The organism is Rhizobium sp. WYJ-E13, from assembly GCF_018987265.1.
Classification (GTDB): domain Bacteria; phylum Pseudomonadota; class Alphaproteobacteria; order Rhizobiales; family Rhizobiaceae; genus Rhizobium.
The window spans coordinates 1,926,749-1,948,897 of record NZ_CP076853.1; the positions used below are offsets into that span (position 1 = coordinate 1,926,749).

The 22,149-nt window shown below is 61.3% G+C and carries 24 protein-coding genes; 9 read left to right on the plus strand and 15 right to left on the minus strand.

All coding sequences use genetic code 11. The features are described from left to right. Window positions 1–52: 52 nt before the first annotated feature. A complete protein-coding gene (locus KQ933_RS09655) occupies window positions 53–262 on the minus strand; it encodes a hypothetical protein (protein WP_216758562.1) in 210 nt (69 codons plus the stop codon). Window positions 263–456: 194 nt separating this feature from the next. Here KQ933_RS09655 and KQ933_RS09660 point away from each other — a divergent pair, with 194 nt between their 5' ends. Next, complete coding sequence (locus KQ933_RS09660) at window positions 457–840, plus strand: VOC family protein (RefSeq protein WP_216758563.1); 384 nt, start codon at window positions 457–459, stop codon at window positions 838–840. A 15-nt stretch (window positions 841–855) separates the two neighbouring features. On the opposite strand, the gene KQ933_RS09665 is transcribed toward KQ933_RS09660, so the two are convergent. From KQ933_RS09665 to KQ933_RS09685, 5 genes are all read right to left on the minus strand, one after another. Further along, window positions 856–2,691 carry a methyl-accepting chemotaxis protein gene (locus KQ933_RS09665; protein WP_216758564.1) on the minus strand — a complete coding sequence of 612 codons (1,836 nt, stop codon included), beginning with the start codon at window positions 2,689–2,691 and terminating at the stop codon, window positions 856–858. A gap of 271 nt (window positions 2,692–2,962) precedes the next feature. Continuing rightward, window positions 2,963–4,192: an MFS transporter gene (locus KQ933_RS09670; RefSeq protein ID WP_216758565.1), complete on the minus strand. Its 1,230-nt coding sequence runs from the start codon at window positions 4,190–4,192 to the stop codon at window positions 2,963–2,965. A gap of 152 nt (window positions 4,193–4,344) precedes the next feature. After that, entirely contained in the window at window positions 4,345–5,103 is a 759-nt protein-coding gene (locus tag KQ933_RS09675; protein ID WP_253958304.1) for an alpha/beta hydrolase, read from the minus strand. 18 nt (window positions 5,104–5,121) lie between these two features. Continuing rightward, window positions 5,122–5,418 (minus strand): putative quinol monooxygenase, encoded by a 297-nt coding sequence (locus KQ933_RS09680; protein WP_216758566.1) that lies wholly within the window; start codon window positions 5,416–5,418, stop codon window positions 5,122–5,124. Between the two features lie 89 nt (window positions 5,419–5,507). Next, entirely contained in the window at window positions 5,508–6,182 is a 675-nt protein-coding gene (locus KQ933_RS09685) for a type 1 glutamine amidotransferase domain-containing protein (protein ID WP_216758567.1), read from the minus strand. 569 nt (window positions 6,183–6,751) lie between these two features. Between KQ933_RS09685 and KQ933_RS09690 the strand changes: the two genes are divergently transcribed. Then, window positions 6,752–9,613: a winged helix-turn-helix domain-containing protein gene (locus KQ933_RS09690; protein WP_216758568.1), complete on the plus strand. Its 2,862-nt coding sequence runs from the start codon at window positions 6,752–6,754 to the stop codon at window positions 9,611–9,613. A gap of 27 nt (window positions 9,614–9,640) precedes the next feature. On the opposite strand, the gene KQ933_RS09695 is transcribed toward KQ933_RS09690, so the two are convergent. Beyond that, window positions 9,641–9,985, minus strand: a complete 345-nt coding sequence (locus KQ933_RS09695; protein WP_216758569.1) for a helix-turn-helix domain-containing protein — start codon at window positions 9,983–9,985, stop codon at window positions 9,641–9,643. Window positions 9,986–10,091: 106 nt separating this feature from the next. On the opposite strand from KQ933_RS09695, the gene KQ933_RS09700 reads away from it, so the two are divergent. Continuing rightward, on the plus strand, window positions 10,092–10,838 hold the full coding sequence (locus KQ933_RS09700) for a glucose 1-dehydrogenase (RefSeq protein WP_216758570.1): 747 nt from the start codon (window positions 10,092–10,094) through the stop codon (window positions 10,836–10,838). Between the two features lie 287 nt (window positions 10,839–11,125). Here the strand turns inward: KQ933_RS09700 and KQ933_RS09705 are convergent, their stop codons facing one another. The 3 genes from KQ933_RS09705 to KQ933_RS09715 all read right to left on the minus strand — a co-directional run bounded on the left by KQ933_RS09705 (window position 11,126) and on the right by KQ933_RS09715 (window position 12,582). Continuing rightward, entirely contained in the window at window positions 11,126–11,617 is a 492-nt protein-coding gene (locus tag KQ933_RS09705; RefSeq protein ID WP_216758571.1) for an SRPBCC family protein, read from the minus strand. Then, a complete protein-coding gene (locus KQ933_RS09710; protein ID WP_216758572.1) occupies window positions 11,607–11,960 on the minus strand; it encodes a helix-turn-helix transcriptional regulator in 354 nt (117 codons plus the stop codon). Before KQ933_RS09710 ends, KQ933_RS09705 begins: the two co-directional genes overlap by 11 nt. Before the next feature lie 64 nt (window positions 11,961–12,024). Continuing rightward, window positions 12,025–12,582 (minus strand): NUDIX hydrolase, encoded by a 558-nt coding sequence (locus tag KQ933_RS09715; RefSeq protein WP_216758573.1) that lies wholly within the window; start codon window positions 12,580–12,582, stop codon window positions 12,025–12,027. 148 nt (window positions 12,583–12,730) lie between these two features. Here KQ933_RS09715 and KQ933_RS09720 point away from each other — a divergent pair, with 148 nt between their 5' ends. Beyond that, on the plus strand, window positions 12,731–13,495 hold the full coding sequence (locus KQ933_RS09720; protein WP_216758574.1) for a S9 family peptidase: 765 nt from the start codon (window positions 12,731–12,733) through the stop codon (window positions 13,493–13,495). A gap of 208 nt (window positions 13,496–13,703) precedes the next feature. Here KQ933_RS09720 and KQ933_RS09725 read toward each other — a convergent pair whose 3' ends face one another. Then, window positions 13,704–14,177 carry a DUF4168 domain-containing protein gene (locus KQ933_RS09725; RefSeq protein WP_216758575.1) on the minus strand — a complete coding sequence of 158 codons (474 nt, stop codon included), beginning with the start codon at window positions 14,175–14,177 and terminating at the stop codon, window positions 13,704–13,706. Window positions 14,178–14,925: 748 nt separating this feature from the next. On the opposite strand from KQ933_RS09725, the gene KQ933_RS09730 reads away from it, so the two are divergent. Continuing rightward, complete coding sequence (locus KQ933_RS09730) at window positions 14,926–15,126, plus strand: hypothetical protein (RefSeq protein WP_216758576.1); 201 nt, start codon at window positions 14,926–14,928, stop codon at window positions 15,124–15,126. 139 nt (window positions 15,127–15,265) lie between these two features. On the opposite strand, the gene KQ933_RS09735 is transcribed toward KQ933_RS09730, so the two are convergent. Further along, window positions 15,266–15,742 (minus strand): Lrp/AsnC family transcriptional regulator, encoded by a 477-nt coding sequence (locus KQ933_RS09735; RefSeq protein ID WP_216758577.1) that lies wholly within the window; start codon window positions 15,740–15,742, stop codon window positions 15,266–15,268. A 103-nt stretch (window positions 15,743–15,845) separates the two neighbouring features. Between KQ933_RS09735 and KQ933_RS09740 the strand changes: the two genes are divergently transcribed. Then, a complete protein-coding gene (locus KQ933_RS09740; RefSeq protein ID WP_216758578.1) occupies window positions 15,846–16,379 on the plus strand; it encodes an alpha/beta hydrolase in 534 nt (177 codons plus the stop codon). 76 nt (window positions 16,380–16,455) lie between these two features. Beyond that, window positions 16,456–17,316 (plus strand): transglutaminase-like domain-containing protein, encoded by an 861-nt coding sequence (locus tag KQ933_RS09745; protein WP_216758579.1) that lies wholly within the window; start codon window positions 16,456–16,458, stop codon window positions 17,314–17,316. Between the two features lie 144 nt (window positions 17,317–17,460). On the opposite strand, the gene KQ933_RS09750 is transcribed toward KQ933_RS09745, so the two are convergent. Beyond that, complete coding sequence (locus tag KQ933_RS09750) at window positions 17,461–18,432, minus strand: quinone oxidoreductase (RefSeq protein WP_216758580.1); 972 nt, start codon at window positions 18,430–18,432, stop codon at window positions 17,461–17,463. 85 nt (window positions 18,433–18,517) lie between these two features. Between KQ933_RS09750 and KQ933_RS09755 the strand changes: the two genes are divergently transcribed. Then, window positions 18,518–19,372, plus strand: coding sequence for a LysR family transcriptional regulator (locus tag KQ933_RS09755; protein ID WP_216758581.1), 855 nt, complete (start codon window positions 18,518–18,520; stop codon window positions 19,370–19,372). Window positions 19,373–19,494: 122 nt separating this feature from the next. Here the strand turns inward: KQ933_RS09755 and KQ933_RS09760 are convergent, their stop codons facing one another. Both KQ933_RS09760 and KQ933_RS09765 read right to left on the minus strand, forming a co-directional pair. Further along, entirely contained in the window at window positions 19,495–21,069 is a 1,575-nt protein-coding gene (locus KQ933_RS09760) for a carboxylesterase/lipase family protein (protein WP_216758582.1), read from the minus strand. Window positions 21,070–21,242: 173 nt separating this feature from the next. Continuing rightward, window positions 21,243–21,584, minus strand: coding sequence for a hypothetical protein (locus KQ933_RS09765; protein WP_216758583.1), 342 nt, complete (start codon window positions 21,582–21,584; stop codon window positions 21,243–21,245). Window positions 21,585–21,820: 236 nt separating this feature from the next. On the opposite strand from KQ933_RS09765, the gene KQ933_RS09770 reads away from it, so the two are divergent. Further along, the gene (locus tag KQ933_RS09770; protein WP_216758584.1) at window positions 21,821–22,018 is read left to right on the plus strand and encodes a hypothetical protein; all 198 of its coding nucleotides are present in this window, start codon (window positions 21,821–21,823) and stop codon (window positions 22,016–22,018) included. Window positions 22,019–22,149 lie beyond the last annotated feature (131 nt).

Sequence of the window (22,149 nt, forward strand, 5' to 3'; positions counted from 1 at the left end):
GCCGCCAACGTCGAAGATAACCTTCTTGCCAGCGACGAAATCTGCTCGCCCCCTACTTCCACGCGGGCTCGGTTTTCTTCTCATAGTCGCCAAATGCCTTCTTCAGCCCGCCCAGCACCTCGGCTGCGGTCTCGAACATGGCTTTGAGCTGCGGCTCATCGACATCAACGATGTCCTCTCGCAAATGGTCCATCATCTCCTGAAGGCGCACCTGCATTTTCTGCGTATGGTGACGCGGATCTCGATCGGCTGCATTGACCATCGGTATTCTCCCATGGCTCGGGTTTCGATGAACCGCCAGTCGGTCTGGCGGCTGCAGGCCGAACGCCTGCCCTCCGGTCTGGTTCCCGATATCCCTCACGCAGCTACAAGATCTCGACCCGAACGCCATATATCCGATGCTGCGCGCCCCAGCTTCTCCGCCAGCGCCCAGCCGTGTCCGAAGGAGGAATTGATATGGCTACTGTCAGCGTTCGTTATATCGTCGACGATGTCGATGCCGCGATTGCCTTCTATACGCAATCGCTTGGCTTTACGCTCACAATGCATCCGGCTCCAGGCTTCGCCATGCTCACCAGAGGCGATCTTCGCCTGCTCGTGAACGCAACGACCGGGCCAGGCGGCGCGTCTCAGCCCATGCCGGATGGACGCCGGCCCGAGCCCGGCGGATGGAACCGCATTCAGCTGGAAGTCGACAATATCGAAGACGAGGTCGCACGCCTGCAGAGATCAGGCGCCAGGTTTCGCAACGAGATCGTCGCCGGAATGGGCGGCAAGCAGATCCTCGTCGACGATCCCGCCGGCAATCCCGTCGAATTGTTCGAGCCACCCAGGAAGTAGCTGAAGCAATTCGGCTCAGGCGGCGCGGCTTGCCGTAACACTATCTCGTGCAGCCACGATCCGAAAGCGCGAAACGATCTCTTCCAGCGCCAGGACCTGCTCGTTGAGCCCCTTGCAGGCCGAATTGGTTTGCGCCGCCATGGCGGAATTTCGCTGGGTCACTTCGTCCATCGCGTGAACCGAGCTGTTGATGTCGCCGATCGCCGAGGACTGCTCGCTCAAGGAAGCGACCACCGCATCGATCAGCTGGCCGACATGCTGGACCCTGGTCTCGATGTGGGAGAGCGCTTCGCCGGTGCGGTTGACGAGCGTCACGCCCGAGCCGACCTGGTCCGAAGAGGTCGAGACCAGAACCTTGATCTCCTTGGCGGCATTGGCCGAGCGGGAGGCAAGTTCGCGCACTTCCTGTGCCACGACGGCAAAACCCTTGCCGGCTTCGCCCGCGCGGGCCGCCTCGACACCGGCATTGAGCGCCAGAAGGTTGGTCTGGAAGGCGATGTCGTCGATGACGTTGATGATCGAGCCGATCTGGTCCGACGAACCCTCGATCCGCTGCATCGCCGCGATTGCCTCGCGCATCAGTTCGGTGCATTGCAGCGCGGCCTTGCTGGTCTCATCAGTCATCCGGCTTGCCTCGGCCGATTGAGACGAGGAATTGCCGACGGCCGACGTGATTTCGGCGAGCGCGGCCGATGTCTCTTCGATGGTCGCCGCCTGCTGCTCGGTCCGCTTCGACAGCGCCTCCATGGCGCCGGCAATATCATGCGAAGAATGACGCAGCGTGCTGGTCGCGCCGGAGACGGAATCGATCGAGCTGGACAGCGTATCGACACTGGAATTGAAGGCAGCGCGCAGTTCTTCGTAAGCGGCTGAGAACCTGGTATCGATGCGGAAGCCGAGATTGCCGCGCGACAGTTCATCGAGCGCCCGGGTGAGCGACTGGATCACCTCGTCACGCGCGGCTTCCTCGGAAGCGCGCTCCAGGGCCAACTGGCGTTCGCGGGTCACTTCGGCTTCCTTGGCCCCCGCCTCGCGCAGGTGCGCTTCGCGGCGCTCGAGCGAATTGTTGCGGAAGACGACGACAGCCTGCGCCATCTGGCCGATCTCGTCGCTGCGCTCGGCAAAGGGCACGTCCTGCGAGAAATCGCCATTGGCAAGGCCGCTCATATAGCGCTTCATGCCGTCGATCGGCACGATGGCGCGGCGACGGAAGAAATACAGCCCGGCGAGCAGCAGCAGGAAGGACGCGAGCGAAGCCGCTGCGGCGGCCGAGGTCCATGTCATGATCTCGTCGGCAGCATTCTTCTCCTGCCCCTTGAGATAGGTGTCGGAATTGACCACGAGCTTTTCGACCGCATCCTGATGGTCATGGAAGGCGGTCCTCAGCTTGACCATCGGCTCGGCCGCAGCACCGCCTTTCCCGGTCTTGAGTGCCGGCCCGGTCTTCAGCGCCGGAATGACGTCCTCATCCATCACCTTCCAGAAGATGTCGCCCTTGGCCAGCACTTGCCTGTTGAGCTCGTCCTTGAGCGGTTGCGGCAGGCCTGTCGTCTGCCAATAGGCGCGGCGATCGTCATAGGCTGCCTTCAGCGTCGCGATCTTGGCGAGGTTGGCATCGACAAGATCGGGAAAATCGTTGGCCTCATGCGACAGCATGTAGGATTCGACCACGAAGAGCGGCGGCGGAAGGATGTCGGCGATCAGGTCCTTGCCATAGACGATCTGCTCGTAGATCGGCCCGTTGACCTTCAGCCGTTCGAGCGCGGCTTGCTGCAGCCCGAAGGAAGCGAACATGCCGACGGAAACGGCAATGCCCACGACGGCGAGATTTCTGGCAATGGTGAACTTCATGATTGATCCCCGAAGATGCGGCAAGCCGCCGCTTACGCGCTCGATCCACCTCCTGAGCGAGAACGCTCTCGGAACTTAATATTGCATGGTAAATAAATAGTATCGAATTCGCCTTTATCTTAGACAGAGACAAGGCCGGAAATATTATTTGTCAATTCCAGCGCCGATATCGCTAAAGAACCGGCTTTCTTTCTTCATCGACGGGATCTCATACTTGATACCATCGCCACGCTTCGATCTCCATCGATATGCTAAACGGTACGCTATCGCCTCAGGCAGCAGCGAGTTGAGGCGCGCGCGGCAGCGTGATTGCAAAGACGACCAGGCCAAGAAGCGTCAGGAGGAACCCAGCCCAGACCGCCGAGAGAAGACCGAATCCGGCCGCGATCGCCGCTCCGCCGGCCCAGGCGCCGATGGCGTTGGCGACGTTGAGGGCTGCCAGGTTCATGGCGCCCATCAAAGTCGGTGCTTCCGGCGCAAAGCTTGTCAACCTGACTTGGATCGTAGGGATGGCAATCATCATCGTCGTGCCGACACCGAAGAGGCCGATCATCAGCAGCGCGACATTTCCTCCTGATGATGCGAGGACTGCCAGTACGATGAGTGCGCCGCCGAAGCCAACGACGAGCCCCCGCGAAGGGTGGCTGTCGGCGATCCGTCCGCCGATAAGGTTCCCCGCCGTCATGCCGATACCGAAGAGGGCCAGCGCCACCGGGATCCATGCCCTGTCGATGACTGCGACATCGGTCACGAACGGTCCGATGAACGTATAGACCGCGAAGATGCTCGCCACGCCGAGGGCGGCGACAAGCATCATGATCCAGACGGCGCCTCGGCGGAGCGAACTCAGTTCCTGTGCGATCGGCCCGCCGTCCAGCGCCTCGGTCCGCGGCACCCATGCCCAAAGAGCCAGCAGCGCCAGCACACCCGCGCCGGCAACGGCGAAATAGGTGTTCCGCCAGCCGAGGTTCTGGCCAAGAAAGGTAGCGAGCGGCGAACCTATGATGGTCGCAACCGTCAACCCCGTCATGACGAGGGCAAAGGCCTTGCCGCCATGTCCGGGCCCGACGATATAGGAGGCGACGACGGCGCCGGCACCGAAATAAGCGCCTTGGGGCATACCGCTGATGAAGCGGGCGAGCGCGAACATGCCGAGATTGGCGGCAAGCGCCGAGAGCACATTGCCGACGATGAAAAGGCCGAGCAATGCCAGAAGCAGGCTCTTCCGGTTAAATCGGGCGGCAGCGAGCGTGACGAGAGGGGCGCCGATCACCACCCCGAACGCATAGGCGGTGATCGCATTTGTCGCCACCGGTATGCTGATATCGAGGCTTTCGGCAAAGAGCTGTAGAACGCCCATGCTGGCGAATTCGGACGTCCCGATGCAGAAGCTTCCAAGCGCCAGCGCAAACAGCGTCAAACCGCGACGCCGGTGTTGCGCCGCATCTGTGCAATGGGTTGCCACCGCCCTGCATTGCGGTTCGAAGGCCTTTTGGAACATGTTCAAACTCCTGTGCTGCACAGTTCGGCGGCGGGGCGCAGTGACTTAAAGCGCGTCGCGCGATCTTTCAGATCCGCTTGCTGCGCTTTAAGGCTTTGATTTTACGCATGTCGCTGCCGCAAAAACCGCTGCACACTTTTGCGCGACATGCTTTAGTTCGTCGGCGCGGCCGCGCTGGTGATAAAGTCCGCCACGTCCTGCGGATGCGAAAGCATCACGGCGTGGCTGGAGTCGATTTCGATGACCTTGGCGCCGGCACGCGCTGCCATGGAACGCTGTTGGCTGGGCGGGATCATGTGGTCGTTCTTCGTTACCATGAAGTAGGTGGGCTTTTCCTTCCACGCCGGCGCGGTGATTTTGGTCTGCACAGCGCCGAGGCCCCAGGGAACCTGAGACTCGGCCATGAACCTCGTCTTGGCGGGATCGACGTCGGCTGCGAAGGATGTCGGGAACTTCGCGAAGTCTACCAACAGGAATCCGTCGCTTGGCGGAAGCAGCGGCGCCTTGTCTTCGCCCGGCGTCGGCGCCGTACCGATGTCGTAGACCGATTCGCCTGCTTGAAGTGCGTATGCGGCGAGGTAAACCAGGCTCTTGACCTTGGGCAGGTTGCCGGCCTCGGTAATCACCGCCCCGCCATAGGAATGGCCGACAAGGACGACCGGTTTGCTGGCTCGGGCGATGACCTGCCGGGTGGCATCGACGTCACCCTGCAGGGTAATCGTGGGATTCTGGACGGCCAGCACCTCGTAGCCGTCGGCAGAAAGAATGTCGTAGACCTGCTGCCAGCCCGAAGCATCGACGAACGCGCCGTGCACCAGCACGATGGACACAGGTTTGTCGGCTGCATGGCCGACCATGGCGGAAGCGGTTGTGATCATGACAGCGAGCAATCCTGTTATCACGCTTTTCATGGCATTCCCTCCCCTGGGTTAATCGACCTCCACTGGGTCGAGAGTGATCGGTGTTCGCTCGGCGAGATCGCCGATGCCAGCGGCATAATTCTTGAAGTGCGGACTATCGCGATGGGCGGCGACGGCCGCTTCGTCGACATAAAGCTCATCGAGCACGAAGCGGTCGGAATTGGCCTTGTCTCGCCAGATATCCCACCGCAGATTTCCGGGCTCGGCCCGGCTGTGCACCCGCATTGCCGAGAGAAACGCTCCGAGTTCGGGGGCCTTGCCGGGACGCGCGGTCAGGATACCCACAATCTTCATGCGAGTGGACATGGTTCATTCCTATCTGAGGCGCGAGCCGCGCAATGTCGGCTCCTGCCGGCAAGAGGGCCGGTCGCTACGACATGCCCCGGTGCAGAGACTTATGCCCGCTCCTTCAGAGCGGCGAGCAGCTGTTGTGCGAGCGGCCCCGCCGATGCGGGATTCTGGCCGGTGATGAGGCGGCCATCGACGACGACGTGAGGTTCCCAGTTGGACGCAGACGAGTACTCGGCGCCTTCCGCCCTCAATGCGTCCTCGAGTTCATAGGGCACGTCCTCCCGTGCATAGTCATATTCCTCTTTTTTCGAGAAGGAGGTGAGCTTCTTGCCGCGCACGAACGGCGTACCGTCACCGAGGTTCACGCCGAGCAATGAGCACGGGCCGTGACAAACAGCACTCACGAGCTTGTCCGTGCTCCAGGCGCGCACGACAGCCCTCTGGACGTCCGGGTTGCGTTGGATATCCACCATCGGCCCGAGGCCGCCGGGGATCAGGATGGCGTCGTAGTCAGCGGCGTCCACCTCGGCTAACTTGCGGCTGTGATTGAGGCGACGAAACGCCTTGCTCTCGATAAATCCCTTCTGCGCAGGGTCCTTCTCGTCATACGCGTCATACGGCGTCCATCCGCCTGCGGGTGAGGCAAACTCGATTGCGATCCCGGCCTTGTCGAGCACATCGTAGGGATGAGCGACCTCGGCGAAAAAGAAGCCGGTCTTGCGACTGTGCGGGCCAATCACGGATGCGTTGGTGACGATGAACAAGACGTGTTTTGTCATGGTTCCCCCCGTTTTAATGACGATGCTGCCATAGATTCCGGATAGGGGCGGCGCTCGCAGTCCCTATCGCAGTCCCACGAAAGCGACCTCGCCAGAGGTCTCTGCTTGCGTGGGCTCATGGTGCCGCGACGAGTGACATGGCCTGGCGGCAATCAGGTCTCGATCCGCCGTCTCATCACCGCCGCTTGGCTCTGCAGGACACTTGGTCCGTGCCCCCTGATCGCGTTCAATGCTATATTGACAGCCGGCGGGAGCTTGGCATCTTAGACAAAGCCAAAGACATCCGTGCCGTCGGATTGTATCACTGACATTTTGAATAGTTGGCCGCCTGGGCGACCGCCGTGTTTCCACCGTGCAGTCAGGGCCACGCCCTTTACGCAAGACTATCAATGCTCGGGGGCATCGGATTTATGCTTACGCAGCCAATCTACATGTGCATGCCATCTGCCGCCCGTTAATTTTGGTAAAATTTGGTCATGAGCTCTGCTGCTCCGACCTATGCCAGCTTCGACGATGCGGACGGCGAGACTTTTCTCTGATCTCGTGACCTTCATCGAAGGAAAAAGATTGTGACGAGCGACCTTGCCGAACGGCCTTCCCGATCCTTCTCCTTTGGGCCTTTCGTGCTCATTCCCGAGCGCCAGCTGCTCTTGCAAGGCGATGTCCCGGTTCGGATTGGAGGCCGCGCGCTTGACATCCTGACGGTCATGGTCGAGCGCCCGGGCGAACTCGTGGACAAACGCGAATTGATCGCACGCGTTTGGCCAGACGTTTTCGTCGATGATGGAAACCTCAAGGTCAACATGGCTGCCTTGAGACGAGCCCTCGGCGATGGCATTGGAGCGGCGCAGTACATTGCCACCGTTACGGGCCGGGGCTACCGGTTCATCGCGCCAGTCGCGGTCAATGGATTGTCTGGCTTCGCGCCATCTTCAACCGCCGCGGCAATTCGCAGACACAATTTGCCGATCGCGACCACGAGAGTCTTCGGGCGGGCTGATGCGATTGATGACGTCATACGCGATCTGGAGGCATCCCGGCTGGTCTCGATCGTCGGTGCCGGCGGCATCGGAAAGACGACGGTTGCGCTGGCCGTCGCCGAGCAGAAGATCGGGTCGTTCGGAGACGGCGTTTGGCTGATCGATCTGGCGCCGTTGAAGGATCCCCCGCTTGTGCCCTTTGCCATTGCGAGTGCAATCGGTCTGGCAACGCATTCTGCGAACATGCTCGCTGCATTGGGCAGCTACCTCCGCGATTGCGAAATGCTCCTTGTCCTCGATAATTGCGAACACATCATTGAATCCGCTGCCTTCTGTGCGGATCGAATCCTGGCCGAAGCTCCAGGCATAAGGATTCTCGCCACGAGCCGGGAGCCGCTCGGTGTGAGAGGCGAACGCGTCCGCAGGCTGTCGGGCCTGGGCGCGCCGCCCGCTTCCTCCGACCTGAAAGCTGTGGAAGCGCTCAACTATCCCGCCATCCAACTCTTCGCAGATCGCGCGACCGACCGGCTTGAATCGTTCCAGCTCAGCGACACCAACGCGCCGACAGTCTCGGAAATTTGCCGGCGGCTCGATGGTCTTGCCTTGGCGATCGAGCTTGCGGCGACGCGTGTGGATTCCTTCGGCACGGACGGATTACTCGCGCATCTGGACGATCGATTTCGGCTGCTGAGCAGGCATCGCGCCAGTCCCGAGCGCCATCGCACGCTGACGGCGGTGATCGACTGGAGCTACGATATTCTCTCTGAGAGCGAATGCGTGGTCATTCGCCGGCTGTCGGTCTTTTCCGGTCCATTCAGTCTCGATGCGGCCTGCGCCGTCGCCGGTGACGGCCTCGAACGGGTGCGGGTCATCGACGACGTGGCCAACCTGGTCGCAAAATCCTTGCTTTCAGTGGATGTCGTTGCCGACACGGTTGCCTATCGCCTGCTGGAGACGACGCGCGGATACTGTCTCGAACGGCTGCAGCTGAGCGGCGAGGAAGAGGCCGTCCGCCATCGGCACGCGGCGCATATTTGTGCGGTTCTGGAGCACGCGGCGAGCGAATGGGCCGAGATGCCGGCCCCGGATTGGGCACAGGCCTATGGAGGCACGCTCGACGACTTGCGCTCGGCGCTGGACTGGACCGGAGGGGCTGCCGCGGATAGGGCGCTGCACATCCGGCTCTGTGTCGCGGGATGCCTGCTCTGGAACCACTTCTCTCTGACCGAAGAATGCCGCATTCGCGTCGCGCGGGCGCTCGAGGAACTGGATGCAGTCGGACTTGTCGGAACGGCGGTCGAGATGCAGCTTCAGGTGTCGTTTGCAGGCGCGACGATGTTCATGCGCGGCGCCATACCCGAGGCAATGGACGCCATGCGACGGGCGCTGGAAATCGCCGTTCGGATCGGCGATGTCGACCACCAACTCCGTTGCCTGCGGATGATCGGTGCGTATCAGTTGTTCGGCGGCGAACACGATGCCGGGATCGCAACGCTTGAAACCTTCGGCACAGTCGCCGCCGCGGCGGATCCTTCCGCTTTGCCGGCCGGCGAGACGCATCTGGCCGTAGCCGACCTGTTCATAGGCCGGTTTGAAGGCGCCCGGCAACGGATTGAACGTTTCTACGGCAACGATTTGAAAGATTCCAACGACCCGCGGTTCGCACGTTTCCTGTATGACAGAAATGTCGACGTCGGGAACATCCTGTCGCACATACAGTGGCTTACGGGTTTCACCGACACGGCCGTGCAGACGACGGAAGTGACGATCGCGCTCGCGCGAAAGACCGGGCATGAGCTTTCGCTGAGCAATGCGCTCGCATGGGCGAGCCTGACCTTCCTTATTAGCCGGCGTTACCAGGACTGCGGCCGTATTGCCGCGATGCTCGACGAGCAGATCGTGCGGCATGGCATCGTCATCTGGCGACCGGTTGCAATCTTCTGTCGCGGTGCCGTGGCATGCGCTCAGGACGATATGGCGGTCGAAGGGCTGGGCCTGCTCGACGAAGCTGTCGGGGAGTTCCGCGCCATCCGGCATCTGGCGCGGTTCCCCTTCTATCTCGGCGGCTTTGCGGACGATTTGGCCAGGTGCGGCCGCCTGGCGGAGGCCGCCGCCGCCATCCAGGAAGCGCTCGATTGCGCCCATGCGCAGAACGAGCAGTGGTGCGTTCCCGAGCTCCTGCGCATCCGGGCTTCCATTCTCATGGCCGAGGTCCGGCCTGACGAGGCGGAGACGCTTCTCATCGAGTCGATCGCACTGGCCCAGGAAATCGGCGCCTTGTCGTGGCGATTGCGATCGGCCTGCGATCTCGCAAGGCTCTGGCATGTCTCGTCGCGAGCGCATGATGCACGCAAGATGCTGCAATCTGCTTATAACGAATTCACCGAAGGGTTCGAAACGCACGACCTTGCCGCCGCAGCCCACCTGCTCGCCTCACTCGCACGGCCTTAAAACTTTCCGCTGAAGGGCTGAAAGCGGTCAGCCTGCATTCGCTACTTCCGGCGGCCGTCCGTAAGCGCTCAGGATGGCCGCGATCAGACCGGGGAATCGGGCGTCAACTTCCTGGCAGCGCGAATGGTTGCGCATCTCCACGCCATGACGCTCGCCCCGGATGAGGCCGGCCTCGCGCAGCACTTTCATATGCTGCGACAGCGATGATTTCGGGATGACGCGCCCGCCGAGATTGGCAAGCGCAGTACACGTGCCGCTGGAGCCGACGCCCGCGATCTGCGCAAAGATCGCCACACGCTCGGGATCGGAGAGCGCATACAGGATCGCCTCCGGCTTCAGGTCCTCGATGGCTGGATGAAAGAGCGGTCTCATGAATTTTATATAGGGTCACTTGAAATCGAGATCAACAGTTCCGAATTTCCGAACTACGGAACGAAGCCGCCACAACCGGCGGCACTCCGGGTCGAAAGGAACTGATATGTCTAAGCTTGCTGGAAAAGTCGCCGTCGTGACAGGTGCCTCCAAGGGAATCGGCGCTGCGATTGCCAGGGCGCTCGCCGCAGAGGGTGCAAAAGTGGTGGTGAACTACGCCTCGAGCAAGGCGGGTGCAGACGCCGTCGTCGAAGCGATCGCTGCCGCCGGCGGCAAGGCCATCGCGGTCCAGGGCGATGTTTCGAAGGCCGAGCAGGCACAGGGATTGATCGACGCCGCGATCAAGGAATTCGGCCGTCTCGACGTACTGGTCAACAATTCCGGCGTCTACGAATTCGCCGCGATCGACGAGATCACCGAGGAACACTATCACCGCCAGTTCAACGTCAACGTTCTCGGCCTCCTGCTGACCACCCAGGCCGCCGTCAAACACATTGGCGAGGGCGGCAGCGTGATCAACATCTCGTCCGTGGTAACGAGCCTCACTCCGCCCGCCTCCGCCGTCTATACCGGCACCAAGGGGGCCGTGGACGCCATCACCGGCGTGCTCGCAAAGGAGCTCGGCCCGCGCAAGATCCGCGTCAACGCCATCCTCCCCGGCATGGTCGAGACCGAAGGCACGCATAGTGCAGGCTTCGTCGGCTCCGATTTCGAGCACAACGCTGTGGCCCAGACCCCGCTTGGGCGCATCGGTCAGCCCGACGACATCGCCAGGGTCGCGACCTTCCTCGCGTCTGACGATGCAGGCTGGCTGACCGGCGAGCGAGTGACTGCCGCCGGCGGTTTTCGCTGATCGTCTATTGATGGGTGCGTGCTCTTCAGGGGGGCACGCACCCTGCCCCGGTTCGCCGTGGCAGGCGATGGCTCCCGACTCGGGATCAGTCCGCAAACTCTTCCCAGACTTCGGCATAGGCCTTGAAACCGATGCGCTCGTAAGTGGCCTTGGCTTTCGGATGATCCCAGGTGTCGGTCTGGAGCCACACGCGGTCAGGCAGATGGGTCCATATCTCCTTGAACGACCAATCCAGGAGATAGGCTCAGAGACGACGGCCCAGGACCTCGGGAATCAAGCCAAAGTCCTCACGCCTTTCTCGCGCCGAGCGTGACGAGAAGCTCGTCCAGCTGCTCGAACTGCTCGGGCAGCATCCCGTCCTCCATGGCCTCAAGAGCTTCCTTCGAGGGATAGAGTTCGTGGAAGATCAGCAGCGTCTTGCCGTCTTTTTCCTCGAAGGTGACCGTGGTCACGGCGCCGTCCTCTTCTTCTTCATTGGTCCAGACGAGCCGCGCGGCCGGTATCACCTCGAGATACTTGCCGAAGAAGGCCCAGGAGTTCGAGGCATCCTGGCCGAACACGAGACGGTATGTGCCGCCGGTGCGAACATCCATTTCGCAGGACAGCAGCGGAACGCCCATCGACTTCGGCGCCCACCACCGCATGAACAGCTCGGGCGTAGTCCATGCCTTGAACACGATGCGCGCGGGGGCATTGAAGGTTCGCGTAACGACCAGCTCACGCTCGGACTTGCGCTCCACCGTCGTGGGGTTCTTCGTCAGGCCAGGCTTACTCTCCATCGTCCCTCTCCTTCCGTTTCATTTCCTCGACAAGATTGTCCAATGCGTCGAAGCGCGCGTCCCAGAGCCGCCGGTAGCTCTCGATCCAGGCCGCCTCCTCCTCCAGCCGGCGCAGGCCGAGCCTGCAGGTCCGCACGCGCCCGACCTTCTGAGTGGTGACGAACCCTGCCTGCTCCAGGATGCCGACATGCTTCTTCATGCCCGTAAGGGTCATGTGAAACTTTTCGGCAAGGTCCGTGATCGAAGCGTCCGCACGTCCGAGCTGCTCCAGAACGCCGCGCCGGGTGGCGTCCGAAAGCGCGGCGAACGAGGTATCAAGACGAGCTGTCGAATGCTGAACCATCTGGTTCAGTTTATAGCCCAGGAATGAGCGGCACGCAAGAGAACCGGCCGGCGTGCCCGGCTTATCATCTCAGCCGTCCGGCAACCTGGAGCGCCAGAAGAATGGACGAGACATGAAGGGCCTGCCCGATCAGGCCGGTCTGCAATCCGTCCAGCACCTCCGCAATGGGAAGGGCATGAACGGTCAGGCCCTCCTCGCCGGCATCGAGCCGTTGCTGATATCGGGGCTCGGCACCGGTTGCGAGAAAGGTGTGAAGACGGTTCGTGTGCGAGGCCGGGTTCGGGTAGAGCGTGCTGACCAATTGCCAGTTCTCGGCAATGTAGCCGGTCTCCTCCTCCAGCTCGCGGCGGGCTGCCTTTTCACTGTCGACGTCCCGCTCGTCGAGGCCGCCTCCCGGTATTTCCAGGAAGAACCTGCCCGCCGCATGCCGATACTGGCGAACGAGCAGGAGGCGATCATCAGTGGTGATCGCGACGATATTGATCCAGTCGGGATAGGACAGCACGTAATAGGGGGAAATCCTCACGCCGCTTGACGTCAGGCAGTCGTCGGCGCGCAAATTCAGCCACCGATCCCGAAGGATCGTCGTGGATTTGATCACCGTCCAGCCGTCGTCCTCCATTCGAAAATCCTCCCGTTTCGAACTCGCCGATTTCCGAAGATTAGTCCGATGCGCGCCCGTCGGCCATGGTACCGCCTTGCGAAATTCATTTGCAGTTTTCCGATGGCCTGTGGGAATTTGCGTCAGCGGAAATCGGACGCGAATCCAGATGGCGGCAAGTCTCACCAGGCTTGAGAAATATTTCATACCCTCCCGCGAGCCGAATGCCCGACTGGAAATTGTTGCGGCAAGGCCCCGGCACGAAGGACCATATCCGACCATCGTCTTCAACCATGGCTCGACCGGGCGGGGCCACAACAGGTCCTTCTATACGAGAACCGCGAGCCCGGCTGTCGTGGCAAACCATTTCGTCGAACGGGGCTGGATGATCCTCTTTCCGCAGCGCCGGGGCAGAGGCAAATCGGGCGGAGCCTATGGCGAGGGACTTGCTCCAGACGGTTCCGGCTATTCCTGCAATGTCGACATCGCGATTGCCGGCTTCGAGCGCGCCGTCGAGGATATGGATGCAGTCGTGCGCCATCTGCGCGAGCGGCCCGATGTGGATGAGAGCCGCCTTGTCATCGCCGGCGTCTCGCGCGGAGGCATCCTGTCGATCGCCTATGCGGGCATGCGCCCGGCGACCTTCCGGGGGGCCGTCAATTTCAACGGCGGCTGGCTCGGCCGAGGATGCGCCAACCACGAAATCGTCAACCCGCGCCTCTTCGAACGCGGAGCGCCGGCCGGGATTTCGACCCTCTGGCTGCACGGCACGCATGACCAGTATTATCGGATCGAACACTGCCGGGGAAATTTCGAAAGGTTCCGCGCGGCGGGCGGACAGGGCAAATTCATTGCGGCGACCGCAGGCCATGCCCTGATGTTCAAGCCGGCATTGTGGTCGAGCCATCTCGATCAATACATGGATAGTCTGTAACCACTGTTCTTAGGCCGCAAGCAGGGTCGTAACCCCTCCCTTTGTCGACGCGATGTGGGCCGCGGATCGTGACAACCAAAGAAGCAAAACGCGATACTCAGCAGCGATGGGGGAGCCGGGCCAGCACGGTGCTGATCCTGACCCGGTGATCGAGGTGAACTCCTCGTCGTAATCCTCTGCGATTTAAGGATTATCCTGAATCGCAGCCTTATTGCTGCTGCTGCGCCGGCGGCGGGGTGCCGATCTTTTCCAGAACCTTCTTCGCGAGAGCCGGGTCGCTCTGTGCGGCCGTCAGGATCGACGAGTATTCCTCGACAGAGATGTCCTTGGAGGCCTCGACGGTGTCGACCATCTGCTTCTTGGCTTCTTCCTGCAGCTTTTGTTTCGCAGCCTCGTCCTTCGTCGCGCCGATTTTGGCCGAATATTCCTTCCTGACCCTGTCGACCTGCAGATAGGCGACGGCAAAGGCCTCGATTTTCTGATCGCTGACGGGGGCGGCTGCACCATCGTCGCCGCTCTGCCCCTGCATCGGCGTCTGCCCCTGCATCGGCGCCTGGCCCTGCGCCGGCGGCTGCTGTTGCGCCTGGGCCATATCCTCGGCGGATGCCGGGCTGAAAGCAAGCAGGCAGAAGACCGCAGCGCTCATCGTTGCGACGGGTGTGTAACGAGTGATCATGGTCATTCCTTTTCACGTGCATGATTTGATCGGCAGCAGGACCGCCTCGGTCGATCGCTTAGCCGCTTGAGGCTGGCGAGGTCGCAACGATGGACCTTTAAGAGGGCACGGTGCGGCGGTGGCGGGGCAATTTGCTGACGATTGAGCGGCGGCTTTGTGACCTGGATCGCGATCGACGGTGCTTTCGTCCGTCATGCCTGCGTTCAACCTCTCATACCGTCTCATACTCCTTTTGGAGCAGAAATGGACGGAACGATAATTTTCCGTACGCGAAGATAAGGACAATTGCGTCCCATGGCTGTATTTAAATAGCCACGGTCAATTCCTGAACGAAGACGGAAGAGACCAGAATATTTTCACCTGCCAGCGCCGCGAAGAGACGGAGCAATTCCAGGTGAAACGGCGTTAATTCAAGAAGAAACAGAGAATACGAGGAGGACGGCCATGAACTGTCCGGGAAACATCCGTGTGTGTTCTGCATAGGCTTCGGCCTATTGTGGAGCCTCTTCGCCACACAACCCGCAGCCGCTAAAAGAATACTTATAACCGGCTGCACAGGCCTCCTCGATCTCTCAGCTGGGGGGAGGATTGAGGCGCTCGATGGCAAGGCCATGTGTGACGAAGCGAGGGGTTGCGCGCAAGTTCAGGCGCTTGAGTCGATGCGTAGGAGCCTGATGCTGACGCGCAACCCCATTCTATCGAAACTGGAGAATTCTGATGCGAGCTGCCCTCTCATGGGCAAACGGAGGCTAAGATGATTACGACCGAAGACCAGAACCACATCGAATTGAGAGAGACTGCGAACTGCAGAAGGGACGTCGAAATCGCAATGATGGGAATGCTCACCAATCTGCAGAAACATGGATGGTCAGCAGCGGAATTGGCGCTCGCGCTTGCCGATGCCTCGGAAGAGCTCGTGATGCTGATCGCCAGCAAGACGGTGAGATCGAACTAAAGCATGTCGCGCAAAAGTGTGTCGCGGTTTTGCGGCAACGACATGCGTAAAAACTGACGAAAGCGGCGAGTTCGTCGTATCGCGCTGCGATACGACGCCGCTGTTTGAGCCTGGCAGACACGTCTATCGCGCTGCGAAATCAACCCTTCATTATGAGCGCGCGCCCGATAGGTTTGGGAGGCTCGCTGCGTAAAACGATCGCAGTGTTGACCGAACCGTAGCGGGCAATGGCATCGACGATGCTTTCAAGCTCCGCCGGTGATGGCACGATGACTTTCAGGTGGAAGCAATCTTCTCCCGTCAGCCTGAAAACCTCGATGACCTCGGGCATTTCCGAAAACTGCTTCAGGCAGGTCTTGATATATTCGTGCGTGGTGCGCAGGCGGATGATCGCCATCATTCCGAGCCCGACCGAAGCAGGATCGATGACAGCCCTGTAGCCGCTGATGATGCCGCGTTCTTCAAGCCGCTTCAGCCGTTCTGAGGCCGCCGGCTGAGAGAGGCCGACCCTTCTTCCAAGTTCGGAAACGCTGATGCGCCCGTCGCCCTGCAAGGTTTCGATCATGGCAATGTCGGTCGGATCGAGTTCGGCACGACTATCGAAAGTTTTTGCCATCGACCTTGAATCCATCGGTTTACGGTGAACTTTTCCGATGAATGCCAATTTATCCTGTCGGAGTAAACGGTCATGTTGACGCCGTAACCACGAGAGGCGAAGCATGACCCAGATCATTCACCTGCCGGGCATCGGCAATTCCGGCGCGCTCCATTGGCAAAGCCGTTGGGAGAGCGCCGATCCCTCCATCCGCCGTTTCGACCCTGCGAGCTGGGACGAGCCGAATCTTTCCGACTGGATCGCGGCACTGGAGCAGGCCGTGCGTGCGGCGCGAACACCGCCCGTTCTGGTGGCCCACAGCCTCGCCTGCCTGCTCGTTGCCCATTGGCATGAGGTTTCCGATCTGCCGATCAAGGGGGCAATTCTGGTCGCCGTGCCGGATCCGGCGTCTCCGGCTTTTCCCGCGCAGGCGGCAAGCTTCGCAGAGGCACCCCGGACGCGCTTTCGATTTCCCTCTCTCATCGTGGCAAGTGCCGATGATCCCTATGGTTCGCTGCCCTATGCCGAGATGCGGGCAGAGCAATGGGGAAGCGCGTTGACGGTGATCGGTGCGGCAGGCCACATCAACGGCCAAAGCGAACTTGGCGATTGGCCGGAAGGCCTGGCGCTCGTGAGAAACTTCGCGGGCCGCCTGTAGCCCGCGTCGCTCGATTGACAATTTTTGAAAATTTGCCCTTCTTGTCGTGTCTCAATCTCAACTGAAAGAGACACCAATGCACAAATCCTTCTATGCTTCCCAAAGCGTCTACTCGGAACCTGGCCGCTATCGCGAAACCTTGATGCGCGGTGGCGTCGAGCCTCAGTCAATTGCCCGGTGGATCAGCTCGTTCATGCAGCATCCTCGCGGCGCCAAGTCCGAAGAACGAGGCTTCAAACCTGAACAGGCCGCCGATCTGGAGCTTCGTTCGGTGGCGGAGATTCTGGCTGTCGCCGTAAAACGCAATTTGCTTGACGGCGTTTCCGCACAGCACAAGGTCGGCGGCGTATGCCGGGATTTCGCGATACTGGCGGTTAGTCGATTTCGTGAGCGCGGCACCCCGGCTCGCCTCCGTGTCGGGTTTGCCGATTATCTGGCGCCTGGGCATTGGGAAGATCATTGGCTTTGCGAATGGCATGACGGCACGCGTTGGAAACGGCTCGATGTGGAGTTTGCAGCGATCGGGGGAGTTTCCTTCGATACGCTGGACGTGCCGCGCGAGCGGTTCCTGACGGCAACCGAGGCATGGTTTCGGATCAAGGACGAGCCGGAGATCGCCTCCCGATTTGGCGTGTCGAGCCTCGGCCTTAGCGGGGAGTGGTTCGTCGCGGGAAGCCTGCTTCGAGAAATGGCAGCCTTGCGTAAGCTGGAACTGAAACCGTGGGATTACTGGGGTCCATCAAAGGACCTCTCCCCAGTTTCACCCGAGTTGTCGCATCAGGCGCGGACAACGTTCGACCAACTCGCTTCACGGCTCAGGACCGTCAGTGTCGATGGGGAGGACGAGCCGGAGGCTTTAGCGGACTGGCCTTTACCAGAGGAGGTTATCAGCTTTCCACAAGGCGAGGCTGTAGCTGTCGTATTGCGCAGTTTATAATACTCGCCACGTTGCAGGTTTCGGGGGTTTCGCGACATCGGCAGCTATACGGGACGGAACTGCCGTTGATTGCGGTTCTCTGAACGTCGTTCGCGCAATCACCAAAATACGGCAATTGGCTGCGGCAGGTCTTGCTTATCCTCATCACGGCAGCAGCAGGAGGCTCCCCGCCGACCGGCCCGTCTCCATCACCTCATGCGCCTTCGCAACCTCCGCCAAGCCGTATTCGGCTGATATCTCGCAGACGATGCCCCTTTCCATCGCGGCGATGGCCGCTTCGGCCGCCTCGCGGTAGCGGCCGGTATCGGCGCACCAGGCCATGATGCTCGGATGCGAGAGCGATTTGCCCGGCCGAAGCTCTTCGACGGCAACGGGCGGGATGGGGCCGGCGGCCTGGCCGATGGTGACGGCGGTGCCGAAGGGGCGCACGGCGCGGATGCTCTTCAAGAGCATGTCGCCGCCGATACCGTCACAGGCGACATCGACGCCGTTTCCGCCCGTCAGCCGCTTCACTTCGGCGACGATATCGGCCCCTCGCCCGACGATCAGGTGATCGGCGCCATAGGATGTGGCAAGGGCCGCCTTCTGGGGCGAACTGACCGTGCCGATGACAGTGGCATCAAGCGACTTCGCCAGGCGCACGAGAATGCTGCCAAGCCCGCCGGCGGCCGCATGGATCAGCACGGTGCTGCCGTCGGCGACATGGGTGACCTTCTTCATGAGCATGTAGGCGGTCATGCCCTTGAGCAGCGAGCCTGCGGCCACTTTCACCGAGACCGCATCGGGAAGCGCAATCACCCTCTCGGCTGGCATGATCCTGGTGGAGGCATAGGCGCCGACCGGCGGGCCGGCATAGGCAACGCGGTCACCCGGCGAAAACGCCGTGACATCGGGGCCGACCTCTTCCACGACGCCCGCCGCCTCCACGCCGATGACGGCGGGATAGGAGGGCAGCGCGTAGAGCCCCTTGCGGTGATAGACATCGAGGAAATTGGTGCCGATGGCCTGATGACGGACCTTGATCTCGCCTGCAGCGGGGGATTGCGGCGGCTGATCCTGCAGCCGGAACTGGGTGATGTCGCCGGGGCCATTCAGCAGGACCATCTGGTCGGTCATCGTTCGATTTCCTTTGTGGGAGCTCCGTTACAGGAAGACAAACTAGCCGGTGGCCTTATGCGTGAAAATTCCCTATTGTCGCACAATGATTGGGAAGAAATTCACACATATAGACTGGGACGACATCAGGCATTTCCTGGCGCTGGCGCAGGCCGGAACCCTCCTCGGGGCGGCACGGCAGATCGGCGTCGAGCACGCGACGGTCAGCCGGCGCGTCAGCGCGCTCGAAAAGAACCTCGGCCGCAAGCTCGTCGACCGCCGCGGGCGGCGCATCGTCCTGACCGCCGATGGCGAAGAGGTCGCGAGGCACGCGGCCCTCGTCGCGCAGCAGACGGCTGTTATCGAGCAGCTTGGCCGCACGAGCGCCACCGACATGCGCGGCCATGTGCGGATCAGCGCCCCGCCGGCGCTGTCGAGCGTGCTTCTCGCAGAACCTGTCGTCGCCATCCGGCGGGCGCATCCAGGCATCGAGATCACGCTCGTGGGCGAAAAACGGCTCGCCTCGCTGAACCGCCGGGAGGCGGATATCGCGGTGCGGCTGTCGCGGCCGGAAGATGGCGACTATGCCATCACCAAAGTCGGGCAGATGGCCTTCCATCTCTATGCATCGAAGGCCTATCTCGAAACCGTGCCGGAGGCGCAATGGACCTTCATCGGCTATGACGAGGGCATGAACGCCTCGCCGCAGCAACTGCGCCTCTTCGAACGCGCCGCCGGCCGGCCGATCGCGATCCGCTCATCGGTTCTGGAGTTTCAGGCCGCCGCCGCAAGGCTCGGCGGCGGCGTCGTCATGCTGCCGGATTTCGCGGTGCCGGACGGCCTGCAGCGTATCGACGATGAAAATCCTCTGACGCGGGACGTGTGGCTGGTGGTCCACGCCGAGATCAGGGACGTGCCGGCTGTTCGGGTGGTGATGGAGGCGCTGAAGAGCGCCTTTTGAGACGAGCGTTCCAGTTGCTCATGCTTCCTCGCGAGCCGCGGCAAGGCGGACTGCCGCCACAGCTCCCGCCGCTGACGGTGGCACAGCCGAAAGCCGTGGGCTGCGGCGCAAATGCGCTTTCGTTATTTGTTTTCCTCCCAATATTTCTCCCAGAGATCGAGCCTGGGCTTGAGCGGATCGGCGCCAACCTCTGTGCCGTCATTGGTGAAGTCGATGATCTGATCGACGGTCGGATCATGGCGCGGCCATGTCGGTCGTGAGCCTCCATTCGGATTACCCGTCTTTGCAAATTCGACCCAATAGGCACTGGCCAATGCGGCCATAGCCCTGTCAGAGGGCGTAACCTTGTCTTTGACCAGTGCCGCTGGAATGTCGAACGTGTACGGAATTTCGAAGCCGTGCAGAGTGCCTTTCCATTTCGGATCGTTGCGCAAAGCCTCGGCGACATATGAGAAGCGATACCACCATGTCGGCTGCCCGGTGCGGGCCATCTCGTCGGCGAGATGGCGAGATGGTTCGACTAGCGTCTTATCGGCGAGAACCTGCTGCCTCAGTTCATCCAGCGTTTCGCTTCCGGTCGGATCGTAGAGGGTGCGGGCATCGGCTGCGTGGTCTGCGAATAGTCCGAAGAGATCGTCTTTCGTCGCCGCCTCGCCGATACCGAGATCACGATTGTTCGCGCCGACAATGACGGGGACCAGCGCCTGCCGCCCGGCCGCGAATGCGGCTTCCGGCGTTTCGGTCATGAATTTTCCGTCGATGATCGAACCCGAGACGCCGATCACGGGCTTCCCACTCGACATTCCAGCCAGCACCTCGGCAGCCGATGCACCTTCAATCAGCCTTTCGGCCGGCAGGGCGCGAAGCGCCTCGAGTGCTCTGGCGTCGTCGCCATCAATCCCGAGAGATGTCGCATAGTCCACAGCTTGTTCCTCTGCCTCTTTCAAGGCCGTCAACGGCAACACGTGGGAGCGGGCTGTGGGCACACCCGGAGACTGCAGGATAGCGCTTCGGAAAAGCCCCCGTGAAAGTGGCGATATCATATGTGCCATGACGGAGCCGCCGCCGGCCGATTCCCCGAAAATCGTCACCTTCCCGGCATCGCCCCCGAACGCGTCAATGTTCCGCTGTACCCATTGCAGGGCGGCAAGCTGATCCATGTAACCATAATTGCCGACGGGCTCGCCGGGTGTTTCCCTGACCAGCGCGGGATGGGCAAAAAAGCCCAGCCGCCCCATGCGGTAGTTCATGCTGACCACCACAACGCCCTGGGCCGCCAGCGCATCGCCTGGATATTGCAGCGTGTTTCCGTGTGCCAGAGCGCCCCCATAAATCCAGACCATCACCGGTAGCCGGGTTTTGGATCGCTCGGATGGCGTCCAGACGTTCAGGGCGAGACAATCTTCGGATTTCGGCAGGTCATCAGTCTGCATGCAGGACGGACCAAAATCGCGCGCGCTCCTGACACCTTTCCATTCTTGCGCCGGCCGGGGATTGCGCCATCTCAGCTGACCAAGGGGCGGTGCGGCATAAGGGATACCTTTGAAACTGGTAACCACGCCTGATGTTGCGCCCCTCAGCCTCCCGGTTTCGACCTTGACGATGTCGTCGGCCGGAGCTGGTCGAGGCGCGAGCGCGACCGGACAAATTGCCAATGCCAGGAAAAGGAGAAGCTTGCGACTGTGATCGACAAACATTGTATCCTCCACGCGCTGCGGGGCCAGACAGTAGCGAGGCAGGATACTCTCTTGCGGCTGGAGCGAAAGGGTCCGTTCGTCCGTGCCGGGATCAGGCATGTTCCCGCCGTGCGCGTGGTCATGGAGGCGCTGAAGGGCTGACGATCTCGGGGCCAATCCGGTCGGATACTCGATCAGCCGGCAGACTTCGCCGGGTCTTTGCCTGTCCAGTAGTGGGTGGATATGTTGCGGCCATTGTCGAGGAGACGCGCGGCGATCTCGGGATTCCCGCCCTCGAAAGTATCGGGATCGGCGCCGCATAACATCAGGAACAGTTTCTGATGCATCACGGCGGCAAAATAGTCATAGGCCGGCAGCATCTCCCGAGATCCGACAGCCTGCAGCTCTTCGCCGGCCCGGTTCCTGGCGTCCTCGATGGCCTTGCGCACCGTCGCAAACATGGCCTGTTCGGTTCGTCTCAGGATCTCGTTGACCTGCCGTTCGGCAGGGGTGAGGACGGGGCAGCTCTCATCCATGGGGCATATCTCTGCTTCGATCGGTTGATAGGTTTGCCCGGACACCAGTGTTGGGCGGTTTCCCGGCGGCGAAAACAATGCTTCCTAGCAATCTACGCTGCAAGAAGCGCCGTGGAAGAGGCTGGACCGATGAAACCGCCCCTGCCTTGTTTTTGCCACCACCCTGACATGCATTCTTTACAAAGATCGCCTACCATAGGTAAAGCCATGAAGGAAAGGCGATGGGAGGACAGGCGATGAATGAGATGACTGCATCGGAGATGCTGAGGGATCCGCTGATCCGCCAAGTGCTGCGCGCCGACAGGATCAGCCTTGCCTCCTTCGCCACGCTGCTCGATACCGCCAGCCGGCGGCAGGCGCGTGGCCACGAAACCGCTGGTCCGCAGCCTGCGGCTCCGCAGGCCCGGAGCGGCGAGGCTCTTTCCACCGTTTGACGTTCCCCTGCCCGACCAGGGCAACCTTCGGCTCGCCCTAGCCAGGCGGGCTTTTTTCGCCATGCCCTCCAGAGCCAGGCAGCCCGGTGGCGATCGAGGCGACATTGACCATATGCGTGACCGATGTCGGA